General features: G+C 58.4%; 16 protein-coding genes. 13 read left to right on the forward strand and 3 right to left on the reverse strand.

Going from position 1 to position 16,538, the window contains the following annotated elements:
- Positions 1 to 5: 5 nt before the first annotated feature.
- The 4 genes from kdsA (at position 6) to ispD (ending at position 3,451) form a co-directional block, all read left to right on the forward strand.
- Positions 6 to 851 carry a 3-deoxy-8-phosphooctulonate synthase gene (gene kdsA, locus ASC74_RS03185; RefSeq protein ID WP_033059920.1) on the forward strand — a complete coding sequence of 282 codons (846 nt, stop codon included), beginning with the start codon at positions 6 to 8 and terminating at the stop codon, positions 849 to 851.
- 156 nt (positions 852 to 1,007) lie between these two features.
- Positions 1,008 to 2,297 carry a phosphopyruvate hydratase gene (eno, locus tag ASC74_RS03190; RefSeq protein ID WP_056739170.1) on the forward strand — a complete coding sequence of 430 codons (1,290 nt, stop codon included), beginning with the start codon at positions 1,008 to 1,010 and terminating at the stop codon, positions 2,295 to 2,297.
- 171 nt (positions 2,298 to 2,468) lie between these two features.
- Positions 2,469 to 2,747 (forward strand): cell division protein FtsB, encoded by a 279-nt coding sequence (ftsB, locus tag ASC74_RS03195; RefSeq protein ID WP_008028992.1) that lies wholly within the window; start codon positions 2,469 to 2,471, stop codon positions 2,745 to 2,747.
- A complete protein-coding gene (gene ispD, locus ASC74_RS03200) occupies positions 2,744 to 3,451 on the forward strand; it encodes a 2-C-methyl-D-erythritol 4-phosphate cytidylyltransferase (RefSeq protein ID WP_056739171.1) in 708 nt (235 codons plus the stop codon). The genes ftsB and ispD overlap by 4 nt, the downstream gene beginning before the upstream one ends.
- 167 nt (positions 3,452 to 3,618) lie before the next feature.
- Here the strand turns inward: ispD and ASC74_RS03205 are convergent, their stop codons facing one another.
- Positions 3,619 to 4,515: a LysR substrate-binding domain-containing protein gene (locus tag ASC74_RS03205; RefSeq protein ID WP_056739173.1), complete on the reverse strand. Its 897-nt coding sequence runs from the start codon at positions 4,513 to 4,515 to the stop codon at positions 3,619 to 3,621.
- Positions 4,516 to 4,622: 107 nt separating this feature from the next.
- Here ASC74_RS03205 and ASC74_RS03210 point away from each other — a divergent pair, with 107 nt between their 5' ends.
- The 8 genes from ASC74_RS03210 (at position 4,623) to rpoS (ending at position 11,767) form a co-directional block, all read left to right on the forward strand.
- The gene (locus ASC74_RS03210; protein WP_033059912.1) at positions 4,623 to 5,735 is read left to right on the forward strand and encodes an S-(hydroxymethyl)glutathione dehydrogenase/class III alcohol dehydrogenase; all 1,113 of its coding nucleotides are present in this window, start codon (positions 4,623 to 4,625) and stop codon (positions 5,733 to 5,735) included.
- Between the two features lie 8 nt (positions 5,736 to 5,743).
- Positions 5,744 to 6,589: an S-formylglutathione hydrolase gene (gene fghA / locus ASC74_RS03215; RefSeq protein ID WP_046046288.1), complete on the forward strand. Its 846-nt coding sequence runs from the start codon at positions 5,744 to 5,746 to the stop codon at positions 6,587 to 6,589.
- A 53-nt stretch (positions 6,590 to 6,642) separates the two neighbouring features.
- Positions 6,643 to 7,116, forward strand: coding sequence for a 2-C-methyl-D-erythritol 2,4-cyclodiphosphate synthase (ispF, locus tag ASC74_RS03220; RefSeq protein WP_010462780.1), 474 nt, complete (start codon positions 6,643 to 6,645; stop codon positions 7,114 to 7,116).
- Positions 7,113 to 8,171 carry a tRNA pseudouridine(13) synthase TruD gene (truD, locus tag ASC74_RS03225; protein ID WP_056739175.1) on the forward strand — a complete coding sequence of 353 codons (1,059 nt, stop codon included), beginning with the start codon at positions 7,113 to 7,115 and terminating at the stop codon, positions 8,169 to 8,171. Before ispF ends, truD begins: the two co-directional genes overlap by 4 nt.
- The gene (surE, locus tag ASC74_RS03230) at positions 8,159 to 8,908 is read left to right on the forward strand and encodes a 5'/3'-nucleotidase SurE (protein WP_046046285.1); all 750 of its coding nucleotides are present in this window, start codon (positions 8,159 to 8,161) and stop codon (positions 8,906 to 8,908) included. The genes truD and surE overlap by 13 nt, the downstream gene beginning before the upstream one ends.
- A 41-nt stretch (positions 8,909 to 8,949) precedes the next feature.
- Positions 8,950 to 9,585, forward strand: a complete 636-nt coding sequence (locus ASC74_RS03235) for a protein-L-isoaspartate(D-aspartate) O-methyltransferase (RefSeq protein WP_177327881.1) — start codon at positions 8,950 to 8,952, stop codon at positions 9,583 to 9,585.
- A 211-nt stretch (positions 9,586 to 9,796) separates the two neighbouring features.
- Positions 9,797 to 10,654 (forward strand): peptidoglycan DD-metalloendopeptidase family protein, encoded by an 858-nt coding sequence (locus tag ASC74_RS03240; protein WP_056739177.1) that lies wholly within the window; start codon positions 9,797 to 9,799, stop codon positions 10,652 to 10,654.
- Between the two features lie 105 nt (positions 10,655 to 10,759).
- Entirely contained in the window at positions 10,760 to 11,767 is a 1,008-nt protein-coding gene (gene rpoS / locus ASC74_RS03245; RefSeq protein WP_056739179.1) for an RNA polymerase sigma factor RpoS, read from the forward strand.
- Between the two features lie 485 nt (positions 11,768 to 12,252).
- Here rpoS and fdxA read toward each other — a convergent pair whose 3' ends face one another.
- Entirely contained in the window at positions 12,253 to 12,576 is a 324-nt protein-coding gene (gene fdxA, locus ASC74_RS03250) for a ferredoxin FdxA (protein WP_008154011.1), read from the reverse strand.
- A gap of 142 nt (positions 12,577 to 12,718) precedes the next feature.
- Positions 12,719 to 15,298 (reverse strand): DNA mismatch repair protein MutS, encoded by a 2,580-nt coding sequence (gene mutS, locus ASC74_RS03255; protein WP_046046283.1) that lies wholly within the window; start codon positions 15,296 to 15,298, stop codon positions 12,719 to 12,721.
- Between the two features lie 211 nt (positions 15,299 to 15,509).
- Here mutS and ASC74_RS03260 point away from each other — a divergent pair, with 211 nt between their 5' ends.
- Complete coding sequence (locus ASC74_RS03260; RefSeq protein WP_033053549.1) at positions 15,510 to 16,244, forward strand: LexA family transcriptional regulator; 735 nt, start codon at positions 15,510 to 15,512, stop codon at positions 16,242 to 16,244.
- Positions 16,245 to 16,538 lie beyond the last annotated feature (294 nt).

A 16,538-nucleotide genomic window follows, 5' to 3' on the forward strand; every position in this document is an offset into this window, starting at 1 on the left:
ATCCGATGGCCCAGAAGATCATCCGCGTAGGCGATATCGAGATTGCCAACGACAAGCCAATGGTGCTTTTCGGTGGCATGAACGTGCTGGAAAGCCGCGATATGGCGATGCAGGTCTGCGAAGAATACGTAAAGGTCACCGAGAAACTCGGTATCCCTTACGTGTTCAAGGCCAGCTTCGACAAGGCCAACCGTTCCTCCGTGACCTCTTACCGTGGCCCCGGCCTGGAAGAGGGCATGCGGATTTTCCAGGACATCAAGCAAGCGTTCGGCGTGCCGATCATCACCGACGTCCACGAGCCTGATCAGGCCGCGGTCGTCGCTGAAGTCTGCGACATCATCCAGCTGCCGGCCTTCCTGTCGCGCCAGACCGACCTGGTGGTCGCGATGGCCAAGACCGGTGCGGTGATCAACATCAAGAAAGCCCAGTTCCTCGCGCCTCAGGAAATGAAACACATCCTGAGCAAATGCGTGGAAGCGGGTAACGATCAGTTGATCCTCTGCGAACGCGGATCGAGCTTCGGCTACAACAACCTGGTCGTCGACATGCTCGGCTTCGGCATCATGAAGCAGTTCGAATACCCGGTGTTCTTCGATGTGACCCACGCGCTGCAAATGCCCGGCGGTCGCTCCGATTCCGCTGGTGGTCGCCGTGCTCAGGTCCTGGACCTGGCCAAAGCCGGTATGAGCCAGTCGTTGGCTGGCCTGTTCCTCGAAGCGCACCCGGACCCGGACAACGCCAAATGCGACGGCCCTTGCGCCTTGCGTCTGGACAAACTGGAGCCATTCCTGGCCCAGCTCAAAGCTTTGGACGAACTGGTGAAGAGTTTTCCGACGGTAGAAACCGCGTAATCCTCATTTCTCCGGTAAAGTACCGCACGAATTAATGCTCAGGCCCTCGGGTCTGGGCCTTATCGTCCGCAAGTCTGCCCGCTGCACATTACTTGCCGGCGATACAAGATTTCCTTCAGCTGCGTCGTTTTCGTCAACTTTGGAGTGTTTACAACAATGGCAAAAATCGTCGACATCAAAGGTCGTGAAGTTCTCGACTCCCGTGGCAACCCCACCGTGGAAGCGGACGTGCTTCTCGATAACGGCATCATCGGCAGTGCTTGCGCGCCGTCCGGTGCTTCCACTGGCTCGCGTGAAGCGCTCGAGCTGCGTGATGGCGACAAGAGCCGTTACCTGGGCAAGGGCGTGCTGAAAGCCGTCGCCAACATCAACGGTCCGATCCGCGACCTGTTGAAAGGTGCAGACCCAAGCGACCAGAAAGCGCTGGATCACGCGATGATCAAGCTCGACGGTACTGAAAACAAAGGCTCCCTGGGCGCCAACGCGATCCTCGCCGTTTCCCTGGCAGCCGCCAAGGCCGCCGCACAGGACCAGGACCTGCCGCTGTACGCTCACATTGCCAATCTGAACGGCACTCCGGGTGTTTACTCGATGCCGGTTCCGATGATGAACATCATCAACGGTGGCGAGCACGCCGATAACAACGTCGACATCCAGGAATTCATGGTTCAGCCAGTAGGCGCCAAGTCTTTCTCGGAAGGTCTGCGCATGGGCACCGAGATTTTCCATCACCTCAAAGCCGTTCTGAAGGCCCGTGGCCTGAGCACTGCTGTTGGCGACGAAGGTGGTTTCGCACCGAACCTGGCCTCCAACGAAGACGCTTTGAAAGTGATCTCCGAAGCCGTGGCCAACGCCGGTTACAAGCTGGGCACCGACGTGACCCTGGCGCTGGACTGCGCGGCCAGCGAATTCTACGAAGACGGTAAATACAACCTGTCCGGCGAAGGCCAGGTGTTCACCGCTGAAGGTTTCGCTGACTACCTGAAAGGCCTGACCGAGCGTTATCCGATCATCTCGATCGAAGACGGTCTGGACGAGTCCGACTGGGCTGGCTGGAAAATCCTCACCGACAAGATCGGCGAGAAAATCCAACTGGTAGGCGACGACCTGTTCGTAACCAACACCAAGATCCTGAAAGAAGGCATCGATAAAAAGATCGCCAACTCGATCCTGATCAAGTTCAACCAGATCGGCACCCTGACCGAAACCCTGGAAGCCATCCAGATGGCCAAGGCCGCTGGTTACACTGCCGTGATCTCGCACCGCTCCGGCGAAACCGAAGATTCGACCATTGCCGACCTGGCTGTGGGCACCGCGGCTGGCCAGATCAAGACCGGCTCCCTGTGCCGTTCCGACCGTGTTTCCAAGTACAACCAACTGCTGCGCATCGAAGAGCAGTTGAATGGCAAAGCCAAGTACAACGGTCGCAGCGAATTCCGCGGTTAATCGTTAATTGGTAAAAAGACACCGGATTGTGTCGGAAAAATCGCTACAGCGATGGATTTGCCACTAATCTGATGCCTTATAAGCACAAGCCTGGGTCTTCCGGGCTTCGTGCTATCAGAAGCTTCAAAGTTTTGGCATGGCTGTCTTTTTTCACTGGATACCTGATATTCGATGCGCAGTCCCAATTGGTTGTTCCTCGTCTTGCTCCTGCTGCTGGCTGGCCTGCAATACCGCCTGTGGGTGGGTAATGGCAGTCTGGCGCAAGTGGCCGAACTGACTCAGCAGATCGCAGATCAACACGCTGAGAACGAGGGGCTGCTTGAGCGCAATCGGGTGATGGACGCTGAAGTCAGTGAATTGAAAAAGGGCATGGAGACCGTTGAAGAACGGGCTCGCCATGAGTTGGGCATGGTCAAGGACGGTGAAACCCTTTACCAGTTGGCTCAATGAACCCCTCGTTACCGGCCTTCTGGGCTGTAATTCCTGCCGCGGGCGTCGGTGCCCGTATGGCCGCGGACCGTCCCAAGCAATACTTGCAACTGGGCGGGCGCACAATTCTCGAACACAGCCTTGGCTGTTTCCTTGATCACCCTTCCCTGAAAGGGTTGGTGGTCAGTCTTGCTGTTGATGATCCTTATTGGCCGACCCTGGCGTGTGCTTGCGATCCGCGAATTCAGCGGGTTGAGGGCGGCTCCGAGCGTTCCGGGTCGGTACTCAATGCGTTGCTGCATTTGCATGCGCAAGGCGCTGACGATGAGGATTGGGTGCTGGTTCACGATGCTGCGCGGCCGAATCTGAGCCGTGATGATCTGGACAAGTTGCTGGGTGAGCTCGAAGATGATCCGGTTGGTGGGCTGTTGGCGGTTCCGGCACGCGATACTCTCAAGCGGGTCGACAAGCATGGTCGTGTGGTCGAAACCGTGGATCGCAGTGTGATCTGGCAAGCCTATACGCCGCAGATGTTTCGCCTTGGTGCATTGCATCGGGCGTTGGCCGACAGTCTGGTGGCCGATGCGGTCATCACCGACGAAGCCTCGGCGATGGAGTGGGCAGGCCTGGCGCCGCGCCTGATCGAAGGCCGATCCGACAACCTCAAGGTCACCCGTCCTGAAGACCTTGAGTGGTTGCGCCAGCGCTGGGCCAACCGCCGCTGACTGCTGTGGTGTCTGTCAGATTGCTTTCGCGAGCAAGCCCGCTCCCACACTTGATCTCGGACGAGCACAAATAATATGTTCACTGAAAATCCACTGTGGGAGCGGGCTTGCTCGCGAAAGCGATAGTTCAAGCAATCAATCCCTGGCAGACACACCGGTAGATTTTTCTAAGTTCGATACTCCGGCCGTTCGGCCAGCCCTTCCTTCAAGTAATCCACCAACTTGCGCACCTTGGGTGACAGATGCCGCTGCTGTGGATAAAGCGCCCACACGGCAGTGTTCGGCGGTTGGTGCGCATCCAGCAGTGAAATCAACGCACCGCTCTTCAGATGCTCCAGCACGTAATAGTCCGGCAGCTGACACAAACCCACGCCCTGTAACGCGGCATCCAGCACCGCTTGCCCACTGTTGCAGCGCCAGTTTCCCTGCACTCGCTGGGAAAATTCCCGCCCGTTCTGTTCCAGTTGCCAGATGTCCGAGCTACCAATGAGGCAGTTGTGGCGGCTGAGTTCCGACAAGCTATGTGGGCGACCATACCGTTCCAGGTAGGACGGCGATGCGCACAGGTACATGCGTCGTGGTGCCAGACGTGTCGCCACCAGTCGTGAGTCTTGCAGGCGACCGAGACGGATCGCCAGGTCCAGCCCTTCGTGCACGAGGTCGAGTTGGCGATTGCTCAGTTCGATGTCGATGCGCAGTTGCGGATAGAGCGCCATGAAACGGGTCACCAGCGGCACGATGAATCGTTCACCGTAAGCCACGGCGCAGGTCATGCGCAGCATGCCTTTGGGTTCGCTGGTCAGGTCGCCAACCGCACGCAAGGCTTCTTCACGGCCATCCTGCAGTCGCTGGCAATGCTGAAGAAAGGTTTGCCCAGCTTCGGTCAGCGTGACCCGACGGGTGCTGCGATAAAGCAGTCGCGTCTGAAGGCGCTCTTCGAGGCGTACTATTTGTCGACTGATGTGGGAGGACGAAACCCCGAGGCGTTCCGCAGCCGCGGTGAATTGGCTGCACTCGGCCACGGCGACGAATTCGTCGATACCTTCCCAGCGGTTTTCGGACATCAAGGATTATCCCTGTATGGCAATAATGTTTTGCTTTTGTCCGGATTATTCACCGTCAGGAGGTGTATTACACTCCCTGTCTCGTTTTTATTCACTGGAGAATCCACATGATCAAGTCGCGCGCTGCCGTTGCCTTCGAGGCCAAGAAACCCCTCGAGATCGTTGAAGTCGATGTCGCCATGCCCAAGGCCGGTGAAGTCCTGCTGCGTGTGGTTGCCTCCGGTGTTTGTCATACCGATGCCTACACGCTGTCGGGTGCGGATCCGGAAGGCATCTTCCCGTCGATCCTCGGTCACGAAGGTGGCGCGGTGGTCGAGGCGATCGGCGAGGGCGTGACCTCCGTCGCTGTCGGCGATCATGTGATCCCGCTGTACACCCCGGAATGCCGCCAGTGCAAATTCTGTCTGTCGGGCAAAACCAACCTGTGTCAGGCAATTCGCGCGACTCAGGGCAAAGGCCTGATGCCGGATGGCACTTCGCGCTTCTCCTACAAAGGCCAGCCAATCTTCCACTACATGGGGACGTCGACGTTTTCCGAGTACACCGTGCTGCCGGAAATCTCCGTCGCCAAAATTCCAAAAGAAGCGCCACTGGAAAAAGTCTGCCTGCTGGGCTGCGGTGTCACCACCGGCATCGGTGCAGTCCTCAATACCGCCAAGGTAAAACCTGGTGATACCGTCGCCATTTTCGGCCTCGGCGGCATCGGTCTGTCGGCGGTGATCGGCGCCGTCAAAGCCAAGGCTGCGCGGATCATTGCCATCGACATCAACCCGGCCAAATTCGAGATCGCCAAGCAATTGGGTGCAACCGATTGTGTGAACCCGAAAGATTTTGATCGTCCGATCCAGGAAGTCATCGTCGACATGACTGATGGCGGCGTCGACTTTTCCTTCGAATGCATCGGCAACGTGCAATTGATGCGCGCTGCACTTGAGTGCTGCCACAAGGGTTGGGGCGAGTCGGTAATCATCGGCGTCGCCGGTGCTGGCCAGGAAATCTCCACGCGTCCATTCCAGTTGGTGACCGGTCGCGTCTGGCGCGGTTCGGCGTTCGGTGGCGTGCGTGGCCGTACCGAGTTGCCAAGCTATGTCGAGATGGCTGAAACCGGCGAAATCCCGCTGGATACTTTCATCACCCACACGATGGGCCTGGAAGATATCAACAAGGCGTTCGACCTGATGCATGAAGGCAAGAGCATCCGTTCCGTCATCCATTTCTGAGGTCGGTCATGAGCCTGGAAAATATCTCCTGCCAGAAAAGCTTCGGCGGCTGGCACAAACGCTATCGGCACCGCTCCGATGTGCTCGGCTGCGACATGGTGTTTGCCGTGTACCTGCCGCCGCAAGCGGAGCAGGGCGGCAAACTACCGGTGCTGTATTGGTTATCCGGCCTGACCTGCACCGACGAAAACTTCATGCAAAAGGCCGGCGCCATGCGCATGGCCGCCGAGCTTGGCTTGATCATCGTTGCACCGGACACCAGCCCTCGCGGTCCCGATGTGCCGGGTGATCCGGATGGCGCCTGGGACTTCGGTCTCGGCGCCGGATTTTATCTGAATGCCACGCAGGAACCCTGGTCCCGGCACTATCGGATGCATGACTATGTCGTGCAGGAATTGCCCGCATTGGTCGAAGCCCATTTCCCGGCGTCGGACAAGCGCGGCATCAGCGGTCACTCCATGGGTGGCCACGGTGCTTTGGTCTGCGCGTTGCGTAATCCGGGGCGTTATCAGTCGGTCTCGGCGTTCTCGCCGATCAACAATCCGATGGACTGCCCTTGGGGTCAGAAGGCCTTTTCCCGCTACCTGGGGGAAGATCGATCGAAATGGCGCGAGTGGGATGCCTGCGTCCTGATTGCCGAAGCGAACGAGAAGTTGCCGCTGCTGGTCGACCAAGGTGATCGCGACGATTTCCTCGCCACCCAGCTCAAGCCTGAAGCCTTGCAACAGGCCGCCAAACTGGCCGGTCATCCGCTGACGTTGCGCCTGCAACCCGGCTACGACCACAGCTATTTCTTCATCGCCAGTTTCATCGACGACCACTTGCAACATCATGGGCGCGCTCTAAGCGCCTAATGTTCGACAAAGCAGGTAGAATCACGCCCTGACAAAAATCGGGGCGTTTTTTTATGCGTATTGGCCACGGCTATGATGTGCACCGTTTCGCTGAAGGCGATTTCATTACTCTGGGCGGCGTGCGCATTGCACACGGCTTCGGGCTGCTCGCTCATTCCGACGGTGACGTCCTGCTGCACGCCTTGAGCGATGCCTTGCTCGGCGCCGCTGCGCTGGGTGATATCGGCAAGCATTTCCCGGACACCGACCCGACATTCAAGGGCGCCGACAGCCGTGTGCTATTGCGTCACGTCGTCGCACTGATTCACGCCAAGGGCTGGAAAGTCGGCAACGTCGATAACACCATCGTCGCCCAGGCGCCGAAAATGGCCCCGCATATCGAATCGATGCGCGCGCTGATTGCCGCGGATCTTCAAGTTGAGTTGGATCAAGTGAACGTGAAAGCTACCACCACCGAAAAGCTCGGCTTTGTCGGTCGCGAAGAAGGCATTGCCGTGCACTCCGTTGCCTTGTTGCTGCGCGCATGAACGAACTGCAATTGCTCGGCCCGCGGGCCTATGGCGAAGCCCTCGGCACCGCAGTATTGAAAGCCACGGCGGAAGATTTTCAGGTCGATGAAGTCCTCAATATCCCCCTCAGTGGCGACGGCGAACACTTGTGGATCTGGGTGGAAAAACGCGGTCTGAATACCGAAGAAGCAGCCCGGCGGATCGCCAAGGCGGCGGGCGTGCCGTTGCGCACCGTCAGTTACGCGGGCCTCAAGGATCGTCAGGCGCTGACTCGCCAGTGGTTCAGCGTGCAGCTGCCGGGCAAGGCTGATCCCGATCTGTCGGCGGCGGAAAACGATACGCTGAAAATCCTCAAGACCGGCCGGCACAAACGCAAGCTGCAACGCGGTGCTCACTCGGCCAATGGCTTCACGTTGCGACTGACGCAATTCGCTGGCGACAAAGCGGCGATCGAGGAGCGTCTGCAACTGATCGCCAAGCAAGGTATTCCCAATTATTTCGGCGCCCAGCGTTTCGGGTTTGACGGCGGTAACGTGGTCGATGCCCGTGCCTGGGCGGCGCGTAAAGCGTTGCCGGAGCAGCGCAACGTGCGTTCGCGTCTGCTCTCTACGGCACGCAGTTTTCTGTTTAATCAGGTGTTGGCGGCGCGTGTCGCCGATGGCAGCTGGCAGCGTGCCCAGGTTGGCGATCTGCTGGCCTTCACCGATAGCCGCAGCTTCTTTCCGGCCGGTGAAGCCGAGTGCAGCGACCCGCGTCTGGCAATTCTCGATCTGCACCCGACCGGTCCGCAGTGGGGCGAAGGTGACTCGCCGACGACGGGCGCTGTCCATGAACTGGAGCAGGCAATCGCCACTCGCGAAGCAGACTTGCGTGATTGGTTGATTAACGCCGGAATGAGCCACGAACGTCGCATCCTGCGACTGCCCATTGGTGGGTTGACGTGGCATTATCCCGAGCCTGACATTCTGCAACTGGAATTCGTCCTCCCGGCCGGATGCTTCGCCACCGTATTGGTGCGCGAGCTCGTTGATCTGGTGCCGGTGGGGCAGACGGACAGCCCATGCGTATTCTGATTTCTAACGACGATGGGGTAACCGCACCCGGTCTCGCCGCGCTTTATGCTGCGCTGGCGGATTACACCGAATGCGTGGTTATCGCCCCGGACCAAGACAAAAGCGGCGCCAGCAGCTCGCTGACGCTCGACCGTCCGTTACACCCGCAAACGCTGGCCAACGGCTTTATCAGCCTCAATGGCACACCGACCGATTGCGTGCACCTGGGCCTCAATGGCTTGCTGGAGCGCGAGCCGGACATGGTGGTTTCGGGCATCAACCTGGGCGCCAACCTGGGTGATGACGTGTTGTATTCCGGCACCGTGGCGGCGGCCCTTGAGGGACGTTTCCTGGCGCGTCCTTCGTTTGCGTTTTCGTTGGCCTCACGGCAAGTGGAGAACCTTCCCACAGCCGCGTACTTTGCGCGCAAACTGGTAGAGGCTCACGCGGACCTTGAACTGCCACCGCGTACGGTACTGAACGTGAACATTCCCAATTTGCCGCTGGATCACATCCGCGGTATTCAGCTGACCCGCCTCGGACATCGCGCACGTGCTGCAGCGCCGATGAAAGTGGTCGATCCGCGCGGTAAATCCGGTTACTGGATTGCGGCGGCGGGGGATGCCGAGGACGGCGGCCCGGGCACCGATTTTCATGCGGTGATGCAGGGCTATGTTTCAATCACCCCACTGCAACTGGATCGCACCTTTAATGATGCCTTCAGAAGTCTCGATGGCTGGCTGGAGGGGCTGAACTAATGGCTCGTGAACAAGACGATATTCTGCGTCGTGGCATCGGGATGACCTCACAACGGACCCGTGAGCGCCTTATTCAGCGCCTGTATGAAGAGGGGATTTGCAACGCCAAGGTGCTGGAAGTCATTCGCCGTACCCCGCGTCACCTGTTCGTCGACGAGGCGCTGGCACACCGTGCCTACGAAGACACGGCGCTGCCGATCGGCAATAACCAGACCATCTCGCAGCCTTATATGGTGGCTCGCATGAGCGAGTTGCTGCTGGAGGCAGGTCCGCTCGACAAGGTGATGGAAATCGGCACCGGCTCGGGCTATCAGACGGCGGTGCTGTCGCAACTGGTCGAGCGGGTATTTTCCGTCGAGCGCATCAAGGTTCTGCAGGATCGGGCCAAGGAACGCCTGGTGGAGCTGAACCTGCGCAACGTGGTGTTCCGCTGGGGCGATGGCTGGGAAGGCTGGCCGGCGCTGGCGCCGTACAACGGCATTATCGTGACCGCGGTGGCGACCGATGTACCTCAGGCGCTGCTTGATCAATTGGCGCCGGGAGGGCGGCTGGTGATCCCGGTCGGATCGGGTGAGGTTCAACAATTGATGCTGATCATCCGGGAAGAGCAGGGCTTTTCCAGGCGTGTTCTGGGGGCTGTTCGCTTCGTCCCGTTACTCAATGGGCCGCTCGCCTGAGCATTTGTTTTAGCGCGCTGAATTCTCTTCGATTGCTCCTGTCTTACAGCGGCATCGATCAGTTAAACGGGATTCATCGTCAGGCAGCAAACGTGTGCGCGAAGCCATTTCGCTTCATTAAAGGTAAAGCCTGCACGGCCCGTTATACTTGCGACATTTCATGCCGGAACACGGCAATCCACATTTTCAGCCACCACAAAGGGAGCGGCGGGTGAGTCTCACAGTCATTGCGCAGCGAATGGGTAAAACGAGCTTTCAGCGCCTGGTGACTGGCCTTGTCTTGAGCACCTTGCTAGTCGGTTGCTCCAGCAACAAATCGAGCGAAGTACGCGTCGTCGATCGCAACAACGCCGTCGCCCAGCGTCCGGCAGTGACCACGGGTCAATACGTCGTACGACCTAAAGACACCTTGTTCTCCATCGCCTTTCGCTACGGCTGGGACTACAAAGCCCTCGCGGCACGCAACAACATTCCTACGCCTTATACGATCCATCCGGGTCAGACGATTCGCTTTGACGGTCGCACCGGTTCAACGCCGACGCCGGTGGCCAGCTCCATTGATTCAACGCCTTCTTCGTCGCTCAAAACCACGGTTATCCGGCGCCAGGCGAATGGCGCAACCACCAGCACAGCAGTGGTTGCACCGTCCGTCGCCAGCAAGCCGACCCCTGCTCCGATGCCTCCTGCCGGTCCGGCCCCGACCGGCTGGGGGTGGCCATCTAATGGCATTCTCATTGGAAAATTCTCTTCAAACGGCAGTTTGAATAAAGGAATTGATATCGCCGGGGATTTGGGACAGCCTGTTTTAGCTGCGTCTGATGGGACGGTGGTATACGCCGGGAGTGGCTTAAGGGGCTACGGCGAATTAGTCATCATCAAACACAGCGATACCTACGTCAGTGCCTACGGACATAACCGCAGGCTGTTGGTTCGGGAGGGGCAGCAGGTCAAGGTCGGACAGACAATTGCCGAAATGGGGTCAACGGGTACAGACCGGGTGAAGCTGCATTTTGAGATTCGCCGACAAGGTAAACCTGTAGATCCGCTGCAATTCCTGCCGCGTCGTTGATCGCTTTCCAGCCTGTTCCGTCACGTAGAGGGAACAGGCTCCAGCGTTGCCAAGGATAAAGGCGCCGCTTGAGCCTGAGGTCGAACTCACCAAAGGACTATAACAATGGCTCTCAGTAAAGAAGTGCCGGAGTTTGACATCGACGATGAGGTTCTCCTGATGGAGAGCGGCATCGGGACGGATTCGATGTCGAATGATGAAGGGGCAGCTCCACCTTCCGTTCGTGCCAAATCCAAACACTCCGCTTCGTTAAAGCAACACAAGTACATTGACTACACGCGTGCACTCGATGCCACGCAGCTGTACCTCAATGAGATTGGCTTTTCCCCTCTGCTGTCCCCCGAAGAAGAAGTTCATTTTGCGCGCTTGTCGCAAAGTGGAGATCCGGCCGGGCGCAAACGCATGATTGAAAGTAACCTGCGGCTGGTGGTGAAAATCGCCCGGCGTTACGTCAATCGTGGTCTGTCGCTGCTTGACCTGATCGAAGAGGGCAACCTCGGTCTTATCCGGGCGGTAGAGAAGTTCGACCCTGAACGTGGCTTCCGCTTTTCGACCTACGCGACCTGGTGGATTCGTCAGACCATCGAGCGCGCGATCATGAATCAGACCCGGACCATCCGGTTGCCGATTCATGTGGTCAAAGAGCTCAACGTGTACCTGCGGGCTGCACGGGAGCTGACGCAAAAACTCGATCACGAACCCTCGCCCGAAGAAATTGCCAACCTGCTGGAAAAGCCAGTGGGAGAGGTCAAGCGCATGCTCGGCCTGAACGAGCGGGTTTCTTCGGTCGACGTCTCGCTGGGTCCGGATTCGGATAAAACCCTGCTGGACACCCTTACCGATGACCGTCCAACCGATCCATGTGAACTGTTGCAGGATGACGACCTGTCCCAGAGCATCGATCAATGGCTCTCGGAACTGACCGACAAGCAGCGTGAAGTGGTGATACGCCGCTTCGGCCTGCGCGGTCACGAGAGCAGCACGCTTGAAGATGTAGGCCTGGAGATTGGCCTGACCCGGGAGCGGGTCAGACAGATTCAGGTTGAAGGCCTGAAGCGTCTTCGGGAGATTCTCGAGAAGAATGGCCTGTCGAGCGAGTCGCTGTTTCAATAAGTGATTTTGCTGGTTGGCATTGAAAAGCCCCGACTGGTTCGGGGTTTTTTATCGCCTGGGAGACAGGTTGGGAGTTCCCTCTGTCATCACATCTGGTTTGTAGTCTCTCGCTGTAAGTGTTTGCTTACTCTTTCGTAAGTGTTCGCTAATTCAATGGGTAGCAGTCGTACATATTCCTACGTGAGAGAAGATTAACTAATTGATTTATATGCTTATTTTTTAAGATTAATAGCTTGTGACAGCCAGTTTCAGCTAACGGGGGCGATTGCTCTTGGTAGGGAATTCTCTAGTATCTGAACTGTGTCGACGGACAGACACACCCTTCAAGGATGAGGGGGAAGGACATCGCAGGAAGCGATTCATCAGGACGATGAAAAGGAACACAGGGAATAGGGAAAAAATGTGGGCGGGTCAAACCGCCCCTTTTTTTGCCTGCAGAAAAGCAAAAAGGCCCACAAGGGGCCTTTTCGAGAACGCGGGGGTAATCAGCGTTCGAGATCTTTGATCTTGCCTTTGACGCCATCCCACTCTTCGGCATCGGGCAACGATTCTTTCTTCTCGGTGATGTTGGGCCAGATTTCCGCCAGCTCAACGTTCAGCTGAATAAATTGCTGCATGTCTTCCGGGACTTCATCTTCGGAGAAGATGGCCACGGCAGGGCATTCTGGTTCGCACAGTGCGCAGTCGATGCACTCATCCGGGTGAATCACCAGGAAATTCGGGCCTTCGTAAAAGCAGTCCACCGGACAGACTTCTACGCAGTCGGTGTACTTGCACTTGATGCAGTTGTCGGTGACGACGAAGGTCATTTCTAATTTTCTCCTCAGGCGGCGGCAGCGGAGCCCCTTCACGTTGGGGTCGCCAGGTTTGGGAGCGATAGTCTGCTGGTCAGGCTATAAGCCAGCAGCATCCCAAACCGCGCGAGATTCTAACAGCTTGCAGGCAAGTGCGTTAGATCCGTGTCTTTAGTGTATAGAGCATTTCGAGCGCCCGACGCGGTGTCATGTCGTCCAGATCAAGTTTGGCCAGGTCATCCAGCACCGGATGCGGCAGGCTGGCGAACATGTCGCTCTGCTGCGGCGCGGCCGGTTTGCCTTTGGCAGTCTTGGGAACTTCATGAGGCAGGGCGGTCGCTTCCAGCCGGCCCAGGTGTTCGCGAGCGCGCACGATCACTTCGCTCGGCACACCGGCCAACTGCGCAACCGCAAGGCCGTAGCTCTGGCTGGCAGGCCCTGGCAGCACGTGGTGCAGGAACACGATGCGTTCGTTGTGCTCAGTGGCATTGAGGTGCACGTTGGCCACCAGCGGTTGCGCCTCCGGTAGCACCGTCAGCTCGAAGTAGTGGGTGGCGAACAGTGTATAAGCCCGCAGATGCGCCAGGCGTTCGGCCGCAGCCCACGCCAGGGACAGACCGTCAAAGGTGCTGGTGCCGCGACCGACTTCGTCCATCAGCACCAGGCTGCGCTCGGTGGCGTTGTGCAGAATGTTCGCGGTTTCGCTCATTTCGACCATGAAGGTCGAGCGCCCGCCGGCCAGGTCATCGCTGGAGCCGATCCGGGTAAAGATCCGGTCCACCAGAGACAGCTCGCAACTGGCCGCCGGCACGAAGCTGCCGATGTGTGCCAGCAGCACGATCAGAGCGGTCTGGCGCATGTAGGTGGATTTACCGCCCATGTTCGGACCGGTGATTACCAGCATGCGGGTGTTGTCGTCGAGGCTCAGGTCGTTGGCCACGAACGGCGTGGTCAGTACTTGCTCGACCACCGGGTGACGACCCTGAGTGATGCGCATGCATGGCTCGTCGACGAAGCGCGGGCAGTTCAGATCGAGGTTCAGCGCGCGTTCGGCAAGGTTGCTCAGCACGTCCAGCTCGGCCAGTGCCGCGGCGGTGTCTTGCAGCGGTGGCAACTGGGAGATCAAATCTTCGAGCAGTGCTTCATAGAGCATCTTCTCGCGCGCCAGGGCGCGGCTCTTCGCCGACAGGGCCTTGTCTTCGAACGCCTTCAGTTCCGGCGTAATGAAGCGCTCGGCGCCTTTCAACGTCTGGCGACGGATATAGTCTGCCGGCGCCGATTCAGCCTGCTTGCTTGGCAACTCGATGAAGTAGCCATGAATGCGGTTGTAACCGACTTTCAGGTGCGACAGACCGGTACGGGCCTTCTCGCGCGCTTCGAGGTCGATCAGGAACTGCCCGGCGTTTTCGCTGAGTGATTGCAAATCATCCAGTTCGGCGTCGTAACCGGTTTTCAACACGCCGCCGTCTCGGATCACCGCGGGCGGGTTGTCGATGATGGCTTTTTCCAGCAGGGCCGCCAGTTCCGGGTAGGTGCTGGTGGTCTTCGCCAGTTGAATGATGTGCGGAGCTTCCAGCTCAGTCATCGCCACTTGCAACTCAGGCAATGCACCGAGCGCATCGCGCAGGCGGGCCAAGTCACGAGGGCGGGCATTACGCAGGCCGATCCGCGCCAGGATCCGCTCGATGTCGCCGATTTCCTTGAGCTGCGGTTGCAGTTTCTCGAAACGGTAACCGTCGAGCAGGCAGGTGATCGAGGTCTGGCGCGCCAGCAGTACGGTCAGATCCCGCAGCGGACGGTTCAGCCAGCGGGTCAGCAGACGGCTGCCCATGGCGGTCTGGCAGCGGTCGACCACCGATTGCAACGTGTTGTCGCGACCGCCAGCCAGGTTGGTGTCCAGTTCCAGGTTGCGACGGCTCGCGCCGTCCAGCACCACGGTGTCGTCCAGGCGTTCATGACGCAGGCTGCGCAAATGGGGCAGGGCGGTGCGCTGGGTTTCCTTGGCGTAGCTGAGCAGGCAACCGGCGGCGCCGATGGCCAGGGTCAGGTTCTCGCAGCCGAAACCTTTCAGGTCTTGGGTCGAGAATTGTTGGCAAAGACTTTTCAGGGCCGAATCACGTTCGAAATCCCACGGCGCACGGCGACGAACCCCACGACGTTTCTCCGCCGGCAGATCCTTCGGCCAGTCGTCCGGGATCATCAGCTCCACCGGATTGACCCGCTCCAGTTCCGCCAGCAGGTTTTCCCAGCCCTTGATCTCCAGCACGGTGAAGTTGCCGCTGGTGATATCCAGCACCGCCAGGCCGAACAGACGCTCGTCACCCAGCACCGCGGCGATCAGGTTGTCCCGACGCTCATCCAGCAGCGCTTCATCGCTGACCGTACCCGGCGTGATGATCCGCACCACCTGACGATCCACCGGGCCCTTGCTGGTCGCCGGGTCGCCGACCTGCTCACAGATCACTACCGACTCGCCTAGCTTGACCAGTTTCGCCAGGTAACCTTCCGCGGCGTGGTAAGGAATCCCACACATCGGAATAGCCTGACCGGCCGACTGCCCACGGGCGGTCAGGGTGATGTCCAGCAATTTGGCGGCCTTCTTCGCGTCTTCGTAGAAGATCTCGTAGAAGTCGCCCATGCGGTAGAACATCAGCTGGTCTGGGTGCTGGTTTTTCAGGCGCCAGTACTGCTGCATCATTGGCGTGTGGGAGGACAGATCGGAGAGGGCTTTATTCATCGGATAATCAGGCAAATTCGTTGAAAGGTGTAGGGCAAAGGAGGGGCATCGGCCCGGCTTTTCCGCGATGGGCGCAAGGTTAACATGGGCGGTCCACCCGACGCAGGCATGAAAGCCCTGCGATACGTTTCTTCTGTCTATGCACGGCATATGCGCCATTTATGCAATTTGGCATTTGTCTTCCGCGAAAAGAACAAGCACTATGCGCTTTATGCAAAAACGCAATGTTTCTACCGTCTTAAGAGCGCTGCTCGATCAGCACGGGATCTCCCCCACGGAGCTTCACCGTCGCACCGGCGTGCCTCAATCCACTCTCTCGCGGATCCTCAGCGGGAAGATCGTCGATCCCTCGGATAAACACATCTCGAAGATCGCCGAGTACTTCGCCGTGAGCACCGACCAGTTGCGGGGCCGCGCGGATGTCGCGCCGGCAGCCAGCACCGGGCGCGATCAATTGCATTCGGAACTCAAGGACATAAGTCTGTGGGACGACGATACGCCCGTCGATGATGACGAGGTGTCGGTCCCCTTTCTTCGCGAGGTTGAATTGGCTGCAGGATCAGGAAGGTTCGTCATTGAAGAGAGCGAGCGCTCTAGCCTGCGCTTCGGCAAGCGGAGTCTGCGCCACAATGGCGTTCAGTTCGACCAGGCCAAATGCGTGACGGTGCGCGGCAACAGTATGTTGCCGGTACTGCGCGACGGCGCCACCGTCGGCGTTAATGCCGGCAAGTGCGGGATCGGCGATATCGTGGATGGTGACCTTTATGCCATCAACCATAACGGCCAGCTGCGGGTGAAACAGCTTTATCGCCTGCCTACCGGAATACGCCTGCGCAGCTTCAATCGCGATGAACATCCGGACGAGGACTACACCTTCCAGGAAATCCAGGAAGAGCAGATCGTCATCCTCGGTCACGTCTTCTGGTGGGGCATGTACGCCCGTTAACCTCACCGCTGTCAGATAAAACCCGCCACCGAGCGGGTTTTTTTTCGCCTGTCGAAAAGCCGTCAGCGCCTTTGCTTGCGGGACTTTCATGCGTCAGTGCATTTGCGGTGCATAAATAAATGCATTTATGCATTGACTGTATATGCATCCATGCATATTCTTTGTCTCAAGCCGCTCAACAAAGCAGCTCGAAACGAAGCTCTTTAGTTCCACCACAAAGGCAGCGATGAACCGGCCTCAACGGTTCAGAGGGTTGGCAACTGACCCGGGTGTGCAGCGTAAAGCACCAGAAGC

This window comes from Pseudomonas sp. Root329 (assembly GCF_001424925.1).
Taxonomy (GTDB): Bacteria; Pseudomonadota; Gammaproteobacteria; order Pseudomonadales; family Pseudomonadaceae; genus Aquipseudomonas; species Aquipseudomonas arabinosi.